The organism is Streptomyces sp. NPDC037271, from assembly GCF_055603605.1.
The window spans coordinates 1-13556 of the sequence record NZ_JBVJVN010000023.1; the positions used below are offsets into that span (position 1 = coordinate 1).

General features: G+C 73.6%; 15 protein-coding genes. 6 read left to right on the plus strand and 9 right to left on the minus strand.

The window, feature by feature from the left end; genetic code table 11:
- Nucleotides 1-178: 178 nt before the first annotated feature.
- The 3 genes from ACZ7G3_RS28615 to ACZ7G3_RS28625 all read right to left on the minus strand — a co-directional run bounded on the left by ACZ7G3_RS28615 (nt 179) and on the right by ACZ7G3_RS28625 (nt 2283).
- The gene (locus tag ACZ7G3_RS28615; protein ID WP_426603531.1) at nt 179-538 is read right to left on the minus strand and encodes a cupin domain-containing protein; all 360 of its coding nucleotides are present in this window, start codon (nt 536-538) and stop codon (nt 179-181) included.
- A 78-nt stretch (nt 539-616) separates the two neighbouring features.
- Nucleotides 617-1594 (minus strand): pyridoxal-phosphate dependent enzyme, encoded by a 978-nt coding sequence (locus ACZ7G3_RS28620; RefSeq protein WP_470928876.1) that lies wholly within the window; start codon nt 1592-1594, stop codon nt 617-619.
- Nucleotides 1591-2283 (minus strand): helix-turn-helix transcriptional regulator, encoded by a 693-nt coding sequence (locus ACZ7G3_RS28625; protein WP_470928878.1) that lies wholly within the window; start codon nt 2281-2283, stop codon nt 1591-1593. The genes ACZ7G3_RS28620 and ACZ7G3_RS28625 overlap by 4 nt, the downstream gene beginning before the upstream one ends.
- 134 nt (nt 2284-2417) lie before the next feature.
- Between ACZ7G3_RS28625 and ACZ7G3_RS28630 the strand changes: the two genes are divergently transcribed.
- The 4 genes from ACZ7G3_RS28630 (at nt 2418) to ACZ7G3_RS28645 (ending at nt 5580) form a co-directional block, all read left to right on the plus strand.
- A complete protein-coding gene (locus ACZ7G3_RS28630) occupies nt 2418-2876 on the plus strand; it encodes a GntR family transcriptional regulator (protein ID WP_470928880.1) in 459 nt (152 codons plus the stop codon).
- The gene (locus ACZ7G3_RS28635; RefSeq protein ID WP_470928882.1) at nt 2873-3763 is read left to right on the plus strand and encodes an ATP-binding cassette domain-containing protein; all 891 of its coding nucleotides are present in this window, start codon (nt 2873-2875) and stop codon (nt 3761-3763) included. Before ACZ7G3_RS28630 ends, ACZ7G3_RS28635 begins: the two co-directional genes overlap by 4 nt.
- Nucleotides 3760-4716, plus strand: coding sequence for an ABC transporter permease (locus ACZ7G3_RS28640; protein WP_470928884.1), 957 nt, complete (start codon nt 3760-3762; stop codon nt 4714-4716). Before ACZ7G3_RS28635 ends, ACZ7G3_RS28640 begins: the two co-directional genes overlap by 4 nt.
- Nucleotides 4717-4779: 63 nt before the next feature.
- Nucleotides 4780-5580 carry a class I SAM-dependent methyltransferase gene (locus tag ACZ7G3_RS28645; protein WP_426603541.1) on the plus strand — a complete coding sequence of 267 codons (801 nt, stop codon included), beginning with the start codon at nt 4780-4782 and terminating at the stop codon, nt 5578-5580.
- A 51-nt stretch (nt 5581-5631) separates the two neighbouring features.
- Here the strand turns inward: ACZ7G3_RS28645 and ACZ7G3_RS28650 are convergent, their stop codons facing one another.
- The gene (locus tag ACZ7G3_RS28650; RefSeq protein WP_470928886.1) at nt 5632-5937 is read right to left on the minus strand and encodes a hypothetical protein; all 306 of its coding nucleotides are present in this window, start codon (nt 5935-5937) and stop codon (nt 5632-5634) included.
- A 333-nt stretch (nt 5938-6270) separates the two neighbouring features.
- Between ACZ7G3_RS28650 and ACZ7G3_RS28655 the strand changes: the two genes are divergently transcribed.
- Together ACZ7G3_RS28655 and ACZ7G3_RS28660 are read left to right on the plus strand one after the other, a co-directional pair.
- Entirely contained in the window at nt 6271-7932 is a 1662-nt protein-coding gene (locus tag ACZ7G3_RS28655; RefSeq protein WP_470928888.1) for an alkaline phosphatase D family protein, read from the plus strand.
- 193 nt (nt 7933-8125) lie between these two features.
- Nucleotides 8126-9502, plus strand: a complete 1377-nt coding sequence (locus tag ACZ7G3_RS28660; RefSeq protein ID WP_470928890.1) for an alpha-lytic protease prodomain-containing protein — start codon at nt 8126-8128, stop codon at nt 9500-9502.
- Nucleotides 9503-9569: 67 nt separating this feature from the next.
- On the opposite strand, the gene ACZ7G3_RS28665 is transcribed toward ACZ7G3_RS28660, so the two are convergent.
- From ACZ7G3_RS28665 to ACZ7G3_RS28685, 5 genes are read right to left on the minus strand one after another with little or no spacing between them, the layout of a single operon-like run.
- Nucleotides 9570-10667 (minus strand): serine hydrolase domain-containing protein, encoded by a 1098-nt coding sequence (locus tag ACZ7G3_RS28665; protein WP_470928892.1) that lies wholly within the window; start codon nt 10665-10667, stop codon nt 9570-9572.
- A complete protein-coding gene (locus tag ACZ7G3_RS28670) occupies nt 10664-11584 on the minus strand; it encodes a DUF6895 family protein (protein WP_470928894.1) in 921 nt (306 codons plus the stop codon). The genes ACZ7G3_RS28665 and ACZ7G3_RS28670 overlap by 4 nt, the downstream gene beginning before the upstream one ends.
- Nucleotides 11581-12531: a DUF6895 family protein gene (locus ACZ7G3_RS28675; RefSeq protein WP_470928896.1), complete on the minus strand. Its 951-nt coding sequence runs from the start codon at nt 12529-12531 to the stop codon at nt 11581-11583. The genes ACZ7G3_RS28670 and ACZ7G3_RS28675 overlap by 4 nt, the downstream gene beginning before the upstream one ends.
- Nucleotides 12528-13232 carry a hypothetical protein gene (locus tag ACZ7G3_RS28680; RefSeq protein ID WP_470928898.1) on the minus strand — a complete coding sequence of 235 codons (705 nt, stop codon included), beginning with the start codon at nt 13230-13232 and terminating at the stop codon, nt 12528-12530. Before ACZ7G3_RS28680 ends, ACZ7G3_RS28675 begins: the two co-directional genes overlap by 4 nt.
- 21 nt (nt 13233-13253) lie before the next feature.
- Nucleotides 13254-13439 carry a hypothetical protein gene (locus tag ACZ7G3_RS28685; protein WP_279565553.1) on the minus strand — a complete coding sequence of 62 codons (186 nt, stop codon included), beginning with the start codon at nt 13437-13439 and terminating at the stop codon, nt 13254-13256.
- Nucleotides 13440-13556 lie beyond the last annotated feature (117 nt).

The window sequence follows — 13556 nt, forward strand, 5'->3', positions numbered from 1 at the left end:
GCAGGCCACCTGGGTTTTTGGGAGGAGCGGGATCTAGGGGAATCGTGGGAGGTTCTTGGCGGGGGGGGGGGGGGGGGGAAAAGAGGGGGGGGGGGCGTGGGGGGGGGGGGGGGGGGCGTCCCCCCCCCCCCCCCCCCCCCCCCCCCCCTCCCACCCGTTGACCGGGATGGTTCGCCGCCTAGTCGGTCTTGGCGTACTCCCTGGCCATACCGCCCGCGAAGTCGTGGACCACGCACTGTTCGTCGCTCACGACCCAGGCGTCGTGCCCGGGCGAGCAGACGAAGACGTCACCGGGGCCCACCTCGCTCTCGGCACCGTCGTCCATGCGGATCCGCATGCGGCCGCGGACGACGTAGCCGTTGTGGTGGACCTGGCAGCTGTCGGTGCCCGCGAGCGGCGCCACGGACTCCGACCAGCGCCAGCCCGGTTCGAAGGTGGCCACGGCGAAGTCGAGGCCCTCCATGTGCACGGCCTCGAGGTGTCCCCGGGGGAAATCGCGCCGCTCGTCCGGCTTGTCGAGCGTCTTGACGTCGAGCATGACGCTCCTCCTTTCCCTGCCCACCACCCCATCGTCCGCCTGTCAACTCGGCACCGCCATCCGGGGGACGGCACGGTCTCAGCCCGGTGTGCCGCACAGCCGGGCGAAGCGTTCGGCGTCCACGTTGCCGCCGGAGAGGATCACGCCGACACGGCGGGGCAGCGGGCCGGCGCGACCGGTGAGGAGGGCTGCCAGCGGGGCGGCGCCGCTTGGTTCGAGGACGGTCTTCAGCCGCTCGAAGGCGAACCGCATCGCGTCCCGGATCTCGTCGTCGGAGACCGCCACGACCCGGTCGAGCAGTCGCCGGTTGAGGGAGAACGTCAGCTCGCCGGGGGTGGGCAGGGCCTGGCCGTCGGCGATGGTGTGCGGAACCGGGACGGTGACGCGCCGGCCCGCCTCCAGGGAGCGCCTGGTGTCGTCGCCGGCCTCCGGTTCGACGCCGAGCACCCGGGTGCCGGCGTGCAGGCCCTTGACGGCGGTGGCGCACCCGGCGATCAGCCCGCCGCCGCCGACCGGGGTGATCAGCGCGTCCAGCCGCCCCGTCTCCTCGACGAGTTCGAGGGCTGCGGTGCCCTGCCCGGCGATGACGTGCGGGTGCTCGTAGGGCGGGATCAGGCTCAGCCCGCGTTCGGCGGCCAGGGCCTCGGCGAGGGCGGCGCGGTCGCCGGTGTAGCGGTCGTAGGTGACGATCTCGGCGCCGTAGCCGGCGGTGGCGGCCCGCTTGGAGGGCGGCGCGTCCTCGGGCATGACGATCACGGCGGTGGTGCCCAGCTCGCGCGCGGCGAGGGCGACCGCCTGCGCGTGGTTGCCGGAGGAGTAGGCGGCGATGCCGCGGGACAGCTGCTCCGGCGTGAGGCGGGAGGCCGCGTTGTAGGCGCCGCGGAACTTGAAGGCGCCCACCCGCTGGAGGTTCTCGCACTTGAGGAAGACCTCGGCGCCGACGAGGGCGTCCAGCGTGCGTGAGCGCAGCACCGGGGTGCGGTGCGCGACGCCCCGGAGCCGGGCGGCGGCGGAACGGACGTCGTCGAGGGTGACCGGCGGGGTGGTGGTCGTCACGCGTGTCCTCCAGCGGGGTCGGCGGCCGGGCCGGTCGCGGCGCGGGCCTGGGAGAGGTAGCTGTAGGCGGAGGCCCGGGAGATGCCGAGCCGGGCGGCGACCTGCTCGACCGAGCGGCGTACGGCGAACACTCCGCGCCCGTCCAGGTCGCGGAAGAGCTCCAGGCGCTGTGCGCGGTCCAGTGCCGCCCAGCTCCTGTCCCGGCGCAGCGGGTGGGCGTCCACGATGGCGTCGACCACCGCGTCGATGTCGTCGCCGAAGGCGGTCGCGGGTGGATCGGCCGGGGTGCCCGCGGCTCCGGCCAGGGCACCGAGCAGCGCCTGGGCCCGGTCGACGGCGGTCACGTCCAGGTTGACGCACAGGGCGCCGAACACGGCCCCCGTGGAGTCGCGCAGCACCATCGTGGAGGACTTCAGCAGGATGCCGTCACCGGTCCGGGTGACGTAGTTCAGCTCGTCCCGCGCCTCGTCGCCGCGGGCCAGGACCCGCATGCCGATCTCGCTCATCGCCCCGCCCACCGTCCGCCCGGTCACCGAGCCGGCGACGGCCACGACCGACCGCTCGGGGCGCCGGTAGTCGTGCAGGACCACCTCGCAGACCGGGCCGAACGTCGCCGCGATCCCGTGGACGACGGGGCGCAAGGCGGCGAGGACGGCGTCCCGTTCGGCGTCCGGGGACGGTTCGCTCACCAGGTGCCTCCTTACTGGGCAGGCGGATGAACCGAGACTACACGTCCAATGTCTGGACTGTCAGTCCACACGAACTCCCCGTTTGACAACCGGTCCCCAGTTGATCATGCTTCTGCTAATGAATTAATGAAAGCATGGAAGGTGACGTGGTCGAGTACCGGATCGATCGGCAGAGCGGCATCCCCGCCTACGTACAGATCGTGCGGCAGACCGAACAGGCACTCCGGATGGGTGTCCTGCGGGTCGGGGACAGACTCCCGACGGCCAGGGAGGTCGTCGCCGCCACCGCCATCAACCCCAACACCGTGTTCAGGGCCTACCGCGACATGGAACAGGCCGGCCTGGTCCGGTCGCGGCGCGGACTCGGCACCTTCGTGACGCGGTCGCTGGCACGGCCCGGCACGGAGGACGACTCGCCCCTGCGTACGGAGCTCACCGAGTGGGTCGCCCGGGCCCGGTCGGCCGGACTGGAGCGGGACGACGTGCTCGCCCTGGTCTCGGCGGCCCTGGACGAGCACGAGCACGAGCACGAGTCGCACCAGCGGCACGAGAACGACCCGGACGACCGGGGAAGGACACAGGAGGACGTATGACCGGGCCCGACGAGCCCGCCGCGCTGCACGCCAGGGACCTCGGGTTCCGCTACCGGGCACGCGCCGAATGGGCCCTGCGGGACTGTGGGTTCACGGTGCCGCGCGGCCGCATCACCGCCCTGGTCGGCCGCAACGGCGCGGGCAAGAGCACCCTGCTGCACCTGGCCGGCGGGCTGCTGCGGCCCACGCACGGGGCGATCCGGGCGCTGGACACCGCCCCGGACACGGCCACGGCGCGCACCCGGGTCGCCCTGCTCACCCAGGACAAGCCGCTCTACCCCCGCTTCACCGTGGCCGACACCCTGCGCATGGGCGGCAAGCTGAACTCCGCGTGGGACCACCCGGTCGCCGAGCGGGTCGTGCGGGAGGGCGACATCCCGCCGGCCACCCGCGTGGGCGAGCTGTCCCCCGGTCAGCGCACCCGGGTGGCGCTCGCCCTGGCCCTGGGCAAGCGGCCGGAACTGCTGCTGCTCGACGAGCCGCTCGCCGACCTCGACCCGGTGGTGCGCGGCGAGATCATGGCGACGCTGATGGCCGAGGCGGCGGAGCGCGAGGTGAGCATCGTGCTGTCCTCGCACGTCCTGCCCGACCTGGAGCAGACCTGCGACCGGGTGCTGCTGCTGCGGGCCGGCCGGGTGGAGCTGAGCGAGGACGCCGACGCGCTCCGTGAGAGCCACACCCTGGTCACCGGACACGCCGACGAGGCGCCGGCACTGCGGGAGCACACCGTGGTGCACCGCCGTACGCACGGACGGCAGCTGACCGCCCTGGTGCGGCCGCGCGGCCCGCTCGGCGGGAACTGGCACGTCGAGCGGCCCGGCCTGGAGGAGATCCTGCTCGGCCACCTCCGGTCCGATGCCGACGACACGAAGGAGAGGGCGGCGTGAAGGGCACGCTGTGGCTGGCCTGGCGCCAGCAGCGGGTACTGGTCGTCTGCGGCGCGGCGGTCCTCGTGGCCACCGCCGCGCTCGCCGCGTACTTCCGTTCCGGCATGCTCGACGACCTGCACAGCGGGCTGTTCGACCACTGCGACCCCGGACCGCTGTACTGCGTCCGCTCCGCGGACGGCCTGCCCCAGTTCCTGGACGTCGAGCCGCTCAAGCTCCTCGGCGCGCTCAACATCGCCCTGCCCACCCTGATCGGCATGTTCTGGGGCGCACCCCTGCTGGGCCGCGACCGGGAACTGGGCACCCACCGGATGGTCCTGGCCCAGGGCGTGAGCCGGGCCCAGTGGTTCGCGTCCCGGTTCGCGCTCGCCGCGACGGGCACCGTGGTGCTCTCCGGGACCCTGGCCCTGCTGTTCCGGTGGTGGTGGGAACCCGCCGTCAACCGCAGCTACGGCGTCTTCTGGTACGAGGCCACCGCGCTGACCGGCTCGGGCCCCGCCACCGTCGCCGCCGCGCTGTCCGGCCTGGCCGTGGGCACCCTCGCCGGGCTGCTGACGCGCCGGGTGCTGTCCGCGATGACCTGGACGCTGCTGGTCACGGCGGCGGTCACGGTCCTGGTGCAGTGGACGCACCGGGCCCGCCTGCTGGTCCCGCCGCACCGGTACGTGAGCGACGGGTGGCAGCCCAAACCGCCGATGGGCGACAAGTGGTCCACCGGGCACTACGGCCTGATCACGGCCTCCGGACGCCGCGAGTCCGTCCTGGACTGCCCCTACCCGTCCGGCCGCGAGCTGAAGGAGTGCATGTCCCAGCACGGCTACGTCGCCCGCTTCTACGAGGCGAACCCGGCCGGCGACTACTGGACGTTCCAGTGGACCGACACGGCCCTCCTCGGCGGCCTCGCCCTGGGACTCACCGCCGTCACGGTCCTCCTGCTGCGCCGCCGGGTCTGACACCCTCTCCGGCATCCTCCTCACCGCCCCACCCGCACACGTCACACGGAGGTCGATCCGCTCATGCCCAAGGACGCCAAGTCCCCGAAGAAACTGCGCAGCAACCGCGCCGCGCTCACCCACAAGGTCGGGTACGCGCTGCGCCACCCCGAACGCGTCGGCCCCTACGTCCGCCGGGCCGGCCGCGACGCGTGGCTGCGGATCAAGCACCCGGACCACGTCGGTTACTACCGGGCCGTGATGGCCTCCGACACCCGCCGCAACCCCGAGGCCGCGGTCGGCAGCCAGACCCACGACCGCTGGCTGGCGCTCGGGCAGATGCAGTTCGAGTACCTCGTCGAGCACGGGCTGCGCCCCGGGCACCGCATGCTCGACATCGGCTGCGGCAACCTGCGCGGCGGCTGGCGCTTCATCGACCACCTCGACACCGGCCACTACTACGGCATCGACATCTCGCCGGACATACTGATCGCCGCCAAGAAGACGCTGAGCGAGCGCGGACTCCAGGCCAAGCTCCCCCATCTGACCATCACCGGGGACCTCACACTGGACTTCCTGCCCGACGACCACTTCGACGTCGTCCACGCGCACAGCGTCTTCTCCCACTCGCCGCTGAACGTCATCGAGGAGTGCCTCTCCCACGTCGGCCGCGTCCTGACCGACTCCGGGTTCTTCGACTTCACCTTCGACCGCACCGAAGGCACCGAACACCAGGTCCTCCGCGAGGACTTCTACTACCGCACCGACACCCTGCTCGCGCTGGCCCGCAGGCACGGTCTGCACGCCCGGTTCATGGAGGACTGGGAGCAGCGGCCGCACGGCCAGTCCAAGATCCGCGTCAGCCGCTCGCCGCTGCCGTCGTAGACGGCGGACCGAGCGGCCGCGGCACCCCGGGTCCGGGCCCTCCGTCCGGCGCTACGGCCGTGGGTCGGTGCGCCGCCAGCCGGGGCGGGCGTCCGCGCCCCGGCGGCCGGCCGCGGCCGCGCAGCGGGGGCAGACCCGGCGGACGGCGTCGGCCGCGCCGCCGGAGTCGGGCAGTACGTCGGTCCAGGTGACGGCCGGGAACCGGGACAGCTGCGAACGGTGCAGCGCGAGACCGCACACGGTCTGGTTCCTGCCCTGCTCCCACGCGTGCACCTCGCCGGCCGGCAGCCAGCGGTTGTCGTCCTCGTCCCACCAGCGGCCGGAGGCCGCCACGTCGTAACGCCGTGCCCTGGCCATCGGCTCCGCCCGCCGCCTTCCTCTCCCGTGCCCCCCGCCTCACCCGTCGTCCCCGGGTGCCCCGGCGGGCAGGCGCCCACACGCGCGTACCTCCTCCTGTGTGATCACTCCGCACGTCCTGACGGTTTCCGCCGTTATGTCTGCTTAGCATGCGGGGTCCGCGCATCGCGGGTCGGCGCCACCGCGCGACGGAACCCGGGCATGGACGGCGCACACCGGCTCGCCCCGTCGCGAGTACCCCGTGCCGGCGTGCGTGGGGCGACCGCCCGGGGCCCACCCGGTTCCCCGTGCCGTTCGCCCACGGACCGCCCGCCCCGTACGAGAGGACAGCAGATGGCGCCCACGGGCCGTCGCAGCTCACTGGCCGAGCACGCCTTCTCCCCCCACGACGCCGTGATGGGCGCCGCCGCCCGGCACCTCGGCCGCCGGCGTTTCCTCACCGTCACCGCGGCCGCCGCCGCACTCGCCTTCTCCACCAACCTGCCGGCCCGCGGCGCGATCGCCGCACCCCTGCGGACCGCCCGGATCAGCAGCGACCCGTTCACCCTCGGCGTCGCCTCCGGTGATCCCCTGCCGGACTCGGTGCTGCTGTGGACCCGGCTGGCGCCGGAGCCGTTCGCGGAGGACGGCGGGATGGGCACGGAGCGGGTCACGGTCGAGTGGGAAGTGGCCCTCGACGAGCACTTCGCGGCCGTCGTGACCCGGGGCACCGCCGAGGCCCACGCCGAGTACGCCCACAGCGTGCACGTCGACGTCCTGGGCCTGGCGCCGGGCACGGTGTACTACTACCGCTTCCGCACCGGTACCTGGCTCAGCCCGACGGGCCGCACCCGCACCGCACCGCCGGCGGACAGCGCCACGTCGGCGCTGAGACTGGCGGCCGTCGCCTGCCAGGCCTACCAGGACGGCTACTACACGGTGCACCGGCACCTCGCCGAGGACGACGTCGACGTGGTCTTCCACCTCGGCGACTACCTGTACGAGTACGCGGTGAACTCGGCCGGCGGGGAGCGCCGCTACACCGACATCGCACTGCCCGACGTGTTCAACCGCGAGACCATGACCCTCGCGGACTACCGGATGCGCTACGCGCTCTACAAGAGCGACGCGGACCTGCGGGCCGCGCACGCCGCGCACCCGTTCGTCGTCACCTGGGACGACCACGAGACCGAGAACAACTACGCCGGCAGCATCCCGGAGAACGACATCCCGCCGGACCAGTTCCTGCTGCGACGGGCGTCCGCCTACCGGGCGTACTGGGAGAACCAGCCACTGCGCGCCGCCCAGCTGCCCCAGGGGCCCGACGCGCGGCTGTACCGCCGGCTGCACTGGGGCACGCTCGCCCAGTTCGACATCCTCGACACCCGGCAGTACCGCTCCGACCAGGCCTACGACGACCGGCCGCACGCCCCCGGGCCCGAGTCGGACGACCCGGCGCGCACCATCACCGGCGCCGCGCAGGAGCAGTGGCTGCTCGACGGCTGGCAGAGCTCGGCCGCGCTGTGGAACGTCATGCCCCAGCAGGTCTGCTTCTCCCAGCGCAAGTTCGACGTGACCGCCGACGCCGCGGTCTCGATGGACGCCTGGGACGGCTACCGCGCCTCACGCGAGAGGGTCGTCGCCGGGGCGAAGGCCGCCGGGGTCGACAACTGGCTGATCCTCACCGGCGACGTGCACGTGGGCTACGCCCTCGACGTCAAGGACGATTTCGACGACCCCGCGTCGGCCACCATCGGCACGGAGGTCACCTGCACGTCGGTGGCCAGCGGCCGGGACGGCGTGGAGCAGCCCGCCAACTGGGATCTGTACCTGCGGGCCAACCCGCACATGAGGTTCTACAACGGCAAGCGCGGCTACGTCCGGGTCGGACTCGACCGCGAAGCCGCCCGCCTCGACTTCAGGACGGTCTCCGCGGTCACCACGCCCGGCGCTGCCATCAGCACGGCCGCGTCCTTCGTCACCGAGGCGGGTGCCCCGGGGCTGAAGCCCGCCTGACCCCGGCCCGGCGTACGCGTGCGCGTACTGCACTTGGCACCCCCCACGTCCCCCATCGCGCGAAAGACGCCCGGTCCCGGCATCGCCGCGGATCTTTCCGGCAAGGACTGTGACTTCGCCGCAGTCGCACCGTGATCCACGGTCACTCACCGATCCCCGCTGTCTCGCACAGCCCTCGAAGGAGGCACATCGCATGGTCGGCAGACATGCCGCGCGCAGCCGCCGCGCCGCCCTGACCGCGCTCGGCGCCCTGGTCCTGACCGCTCTCCCCGCGGCCGCCTCGGCCGCACCCCCGACCGCCCCGGAGCCGCAGCGCGTCACCGCCCGGACGCCCTCCGCCGGCAAGGCGTCGACGCACGTACTGCGCGCGATGGAGCGCGACCTGGGGCTGACGGCGGAGCAGGCGGCGGCCCGGCTGGTCAACGAGGCGGAGGCGGGCACCCGGGCGGGCATGCTGCGCAACGCCCTGGGCGACCGCTTCGCCGGGGCCTGGGTGAGCGGCGCGGCCTCCGCCGAGCTGACCGTCGCCACCACCGACGCCGCGGACACCGCCGCCATCGAGGCGCAGGGCGCCAGGGCCGCGGTCGTCGAGAGGGGGCTGGGCGAGCTCCGCGCGGTCAAGGAGAAGCTGAACGCCGCCGCCGCCCGTACGCAGACCCCGAAGACGCCGGTCTGGTACGTCGACGTGCGGACCAACCGGGTCGTGGTGCAGGCCACCAGCCGGTCGGCCGCGGCCGCGTTCGTCGAGGCCGCCGGGGTCGAGGACCAGAACGTGGGCGTCCGCATCTCGCCGCACCGGCCGCGGGTACTGGAGGACCTCGTCGGCGGCGACGCCTACTACATCGACGGTCAGGCCCGCTGTTCGGTCGGCTTCTCCGTCACCCAGGACGCCCAGCAAGGATTCGCCACGGCCGGTCACTGCGGCGACCCGGGCGACCCCACCACCGGGTTCAACGAGGCCGACCAGGGCACCTTCCGGGCCTCGACCTTCCCCGGCAAGGACATGGCCTGGGTGGGCGTGAACGCCGACTGGACCGCCACCCCCGACGTCAGGGCGCAGAACGGCCAGAAGGTGCAGGTCACCGGCTCGGTGGAGGCGCTCGTCGGCGCCTCGGTGTGCCGCTCCGGCTCCACCACCGGATGGCACTGCGGCACGATCCGGCAGCACGACACGAGCGTCAGCTACCCGGAGGGCACCGTCGACGGGCTGACCGAGACGACGGTGTGCGCCGAACCCGGCGACTCCGGCGGCCCCTTCGTCGCGGGCACCCAGGCCCAGGGCACCACGTCCGGCGGCTCCGGTGACTGCACGAACGGCGGGACCACCTTCTACCAGCCGATCAACCCGCTGCTCAGCGACTTCGGCCTCACCCTGACGACCACGTCCGGCGCGGCGGGAACGCCCGCGCCGCAGGACGACGCGGCGGCGGACGCGTGGGCGGCGGGCCGCGTCTACGAGGTCGGGGCCACGGTGTCCCACGCGGGCCTGCGGTACCGGTGCCTGCAGAACCACCAGGCGCAGGGTGTCTGGTCGCCCGAGAACACGCCGGCCCTGTGGCAGCGTGTCTGACGGACGGTGAGCCGCCGTACGGCGGACCGGGCGCGGGGTCGCTGCCGGAGGCGGCCCCGCGCCTTCGTCATTCCCCGGCGAGGAACGAGTAGGCCGTGGCGATGAACGGGTCGTGGGCGCGGAAGCGCCGGGTGCACACCGCGGCCAGGGCCGTGCCGGTGTCGGGCCGGAACCCCAGGAACGCCTGCTGGCCGAGGGTGGCGCCGCTGTGGAAGTACATCGGCCCGCCGTCGGTGGGGTGCCGGAACCACGTCACCGTGTGCACGTGCCGGTGGCCCAGCCCGCGCCTCAGCACCGGCACCCGTACGGCCCCCAGCGCGCCGGCGGCCGGTGAGCCGGCCGGGTCGAGGTGGGCCTCGAGGAAGGCGAGCAGGTCGTGCGGGGTGGACCGGACGGCCCCGGCCGCCTGGAAGCCGCCGGCGTCGAAGGGCGGGACGGGGGTGCGGCCGTCCTTGCGGTGGCCGGTGGCGTCGGTCTTCTCGTCCTCCGCGCGCAGGGCCGTGCCGCTCAGGCCGAGCGGGCGCAGGACGTACCCGGTGAGCAGGTCCTCCCATGCCGTGCCGGTGGCCGCGGCGACGGCGTGTCCGAGCACGGAGACGCCGTAGTTGGAGTAGTGCCAGCGGGCTCCGGGACGGTGCCGCGGGCGGTGGCGCAGGAAGGTGGCGGTCAGCCGCTCGGCCGGGTAGCGGGCGTAGGGGTTGGTGCGCCAGGCGGGCAGGGCGCGGGGGAAGAAGTCGGCCGGCAGGGCGGGCAGTCCCGACGTGTGGGTGATGAGGTGGGCGAGCGTCACGGGGTGGGGGCCTACCGGCCGGTCGGGGTCCAGGCAGGCTGCGGCCGGTTCGCCCCCGGTGAGGACACCGTGCCGGATCAGCCGGGTGAGCAGCAGTCCGGCGAGCGTCTTGGAGGCCGACCCGATCTCGTAGCGCAGGTCCTCGCGGGGGACCGCGCGGGGCGGGGCGGTGCCGCCGCTGTGGAGGGTGCGCCGGCCGTGCCGGGAGACGGCGAAGACGACGTCGGGTGCGTCGGCGGCGTCGACGGCGTCGACGGCGTCGGCCAGCCGTTCCCGCAGGGCCACCTCGTCGGCGGGTCCGGGGAGCCCGGGCTCCGGCGGGGCGTTCCCTTCGTCGTCGGGGTCGCCCGGCCACGGCGTGGGGCGGCCCGTCATGAGCCGGTGTGCGCCAGCGCGGTGAGGGCGCGGGAGGTGGCCAGCAGGGAGGCGAAGGCCGCGACCAGCGTCGGGTGGTAGACGATGTCGAACACCGTCTCGGGGTCGCCCGCGGGCATCGTCCGTATCGCGGGCATGGCGCCGTCGGGCTGCTGTGCGGCGGCGAAGCCCCGCCAGGCGGGTTCGTCGAGGGTGGGCCGGGGCAGGCAGGCGTCGACGACGAGGAGTTCGCCGAGCAGGTCCCAGCGTTCCAGGTCCAGCCAGTCGTCGATCCAGACCGGGAGCCAGGTGGCGAGGTAGTCGGCGATCGGGGCCGGCAGGCCGTCGGGGTTCTCGCCCCAGTCGGTGAGGTGGAAGACGGTGTGGGTGATGTCGTAGGCGGTATGGCCCTCGACCGTCCACGGTTCGGGGGTGCCGGCCAGCCAGGTGGTGCCCACCAGGTCGGCCTCCGGGGGCCGGGGCGGCAGGCCGAAGCGGCGCTGGAAGGCGGAGAGGCCCAGGCGCCGGGTCGGCGTCAGCGGCATCCGCGTCCAGCTCGCCAGCCGGTGGTTGAGGACCGCGGCCCGCTCCACCTCGGGCTGGCTGTAGCCGAGCTCCTTGAACGCCAGGTACACCTCGAACGGGATGGGTGAGAACGGCTCGATGCGCTGTCCGCGCACCAGCATGCGGCCCCCGTCCAGGGTTTCGCGCCAGGTGTCGTCGAGCAGCCGGCGGGCCAGTTGCGCCTGCCGGGACCCGGCGACGCCCTCGCGGAAGAGCACCTTGCAGATGAGGGCGAGTTCGCCGATCGGCTTGAAGCGTTCCAGGAAGCCGATCTCGGGGTCCACCTCCGGCTCCAGCCGGAAGCCGTCGCGGTGGGCCCACAGCCATTCCAGGGCACCGGCTCCGACGCGGTGGATCAGTCGGGTGTCCGTCATCCCGGCACTCCTTGTCCGGCGTGGTCCACGTCCCTCGGCCGTGCCGTGGTGAGGGCTGCCGCGAACGCCGCCATCAGGGTGGAGTGGTAGCAGTCGGTGAAGGCGTAGGGGGCGGCGTCGGCGCCGTCGGTGGACCCGGCGGCGTCCTGGACGGCGCCCTCCTCGGGGACCGCGCCGGACACGTGCTGTGCCGCCGCGACGCGCTGCCAGGCGTCCTCCAGGACGGCCGGTTCGGGCGGACGCGGCAGGCTCGCCGCCACCGCCAGCAACTCGCAGCTCAGGTCCCACATCCGCGCTTCCAGGCAGCTGTCGAGCCAGGGCGGCAGCCAGTGCAGCAGATAGTCCGCCAGGTCCGGCGGTACCCCTTGGGCGGTGCGTCCCCATTCGGTGAGGTGGAAGACGACGTGGGTGAGCGCGTAGCCGGCCGCGCGTTCGAAGGTCCAGGGTTCCGGCAGGCCGCCCAGCCAGGTGCGGCCGAGCGCCCGCGGTACCCGGTCGTGCGGGCTCAGGCCGCTGCGCCGCTCGGCCTCGATGACACCGAGCCGGCGGGTGGGGTACTGCTCGGTCAGCCGCCAGCCGCGGGTGCGGGCCACCACGGCGGCGGACGCCTCGTACCCGGGGTGCCGGTGACCGGCCGAGGCGAAGGCCGCGTACACCTCCAGCGGGTAGGTGGCGAAGGGCTCCAGCGACTGCATCAGCAGGAACAGTTCGCCCCGGCGGGTCTGCTGCCAGGCGAAGTCCAGCAGGTCGGACACGCGGGTGTGGAGCGGGTCCGACGGCGGGGCGCACGCGGACACGGACGCGCAGACCTGCGCCAGTTCGCCCAGTGGCTTCCAGGTGCGGTTCACCTGGCCGTCGGCGGCCAGGGCGTCGTCGCCGAGCGCGAAGCGGTCGCGGTGGGCCCACACCCAGGCCAGGGCGGCTTCCTCGACCGCCCGGACGCTCACAGGAGTACTGCGGCCGGCATCAGCCGGGCCGCCTCCAGCTGCAGGGCCACCCGCGGGTCGTTGCCGCCCATGAGCCGGACGAAGTCGAGTCCGGCCTCGAGACCGAGGGTGTCGGGCACGCCGTCCAGGAGGGTGAGCCAGCGCCCGGCTCCGGCCGCCTGCTGCCAGTCGCGGCGACGTACCGCGCGTACGAAGCCGCGGGCGACGTCCACCGGACGGCGCCGGGCCGCACGGGTCACCGCGCACTCCTCGCCGGGCAGCGCGAGCGGGGCGAGTACGGCGAGCTGGTGGGTCAGGTACTGCCAGCCCGCGTCGTCGAGCCATCCGGCGTCGGGTTCGGCGCCCGGATCGTCGCCGTCGAGCGGGTGGGTCAGGGGTTCTTCGAGCCGACGAAGGGCGCGGGCCATGGCCCAGTGGCTCCATACGACGGTGGGGGCCGCGTCGGCGCGCGGCGGATGGGCCGCCACGGCGTCCTTGAACACCGCGAGTCGCCCGGGTTCGGGCGGAATGCGCAGGAGTGCGGTGGGCAACAGCGTGTCGGCGCCCAGGACGCGTACCGCCGCGACGGCGACGCCTTCGGCGCTCCCCGTCAGGGTGCCCCCCGCTCGCACGTGGTCTCCGCTCCGAAGAGCGGAGACCACGTCGGAAGCGAGGTCCAGCACCGTCCCCTGGAGAAGGGCTGACGTGCTCGACTGCTCCATCTCAATGCTCCCGTCGGTCCGTCAGCCCTTCTTCGGGCGCGGGGTCGGCGGCGAAAGCAGCAGCTTGCCACCTCCGGCCTGGAGGGCGAGCGCGGCGCACTCGCGGCTGTCGCGGAAGACTCCGTCGGGCTCGGCGGGGTTCAGTGCCGCTTCGATGTCGATGTTCTCGGTGCGGACTTCCTCGAGCACCTTGTCCTTGGAAGGCATTTCACCATCTCCCTCTGGTAGCCAAAGGCCTTCACACCACAGGTGTCCGGGAAGCCACAAAACATGCCTCTCGTCACAAGATTCACAGAAGGTGACTTTTTCAACAAAATGGACAGG

Excerpts from the sequence above, each read along its gene's own strand:
- ACZ7G3_RS28615 (WP_426603531.1), bottom strand. The coding sequence starts at position 538 with ATGCTCGACGTCAAGACGCTCGACAAGCCGGACGAGCGGCGCGATTTC.
- ACZ7G3_RS28650 (WP_470928886.1), bottom strand. The coding sequence starts at position 5,937 with ATGGCCAGGGCACGGCGTTACGACGTGGCGGCCTCCGGCCGCTGGTGG.
- ACZ7G3_RS28635 (WP_470928882.1), top strand. The coding sequence starts at position 2,873 with ATGACCGGGCCCGACGAGCCCGCCGCGCTGCACGCCAGGGACCTCGGG.
- ACZ7G3_RS28655 (WP_470928888.1), top strand. The coding sequence starts at position 6,271 with ATGGCGCCCACGGGCCGTCGCAGCTCACTGGCCGAGCACGCCTTCTCC.
- ACZ7G3_RS28660 (WP_470928890.1), top strand. The coding sequence starts at position 8,126 with ATGGTCGGCAGACATGCCGCGCGCAGCCGCCGCGCCGCCCTGACCGCG.
- ACZ7G3_RS28630 (WP_470928880.1), top strand. The coding sequence starts at position 2,418 with ATGGAAGGTGACGTGGTCGAGTACCGGATCGATCGGCAGAGCGGCATC.
- ACZ7G3_RS28670 (WP_470928894.1), bottom strand. The coding sequence starts at position 11,584 with ATGACGGACACCCGACTGATCCACCGCGTCGGAGCCGGTGCCCTGGAA.
- ACZ7G3_RS28645 (WP_426603541.1), top strand. The coding sequence starts at position 4,780 with ATGCCCAAGGACGCCAAGTCCCCGAAGAAACTGCGCAGCAACCGCGCC.
- ACZ7G3_RS28685 (WP_279565553.1), bottom strand. The coding sequence starts at position 13,439 with ATGCCTTCCAAGGACAAGGTGCTCGAGGAAGTCCGCACCGAGAACATC.
- ACZ7G3_RS28680 (WP_470928898.1), bottom strand. The coding sequence starts at position 13,232 with ATGGAGCAGTCGAGCACGTCAGCCCTTCTCCAGGGGACGGTGCTGGAC.
- ACZ7G3_RS28665 (WP_470928892.1), bottom strand. The coding sequence starts at position 10,667 with ATGACGGGCCGCCCCACGCCGTGGCCGGGCGACCCCGACGACGAAGGG.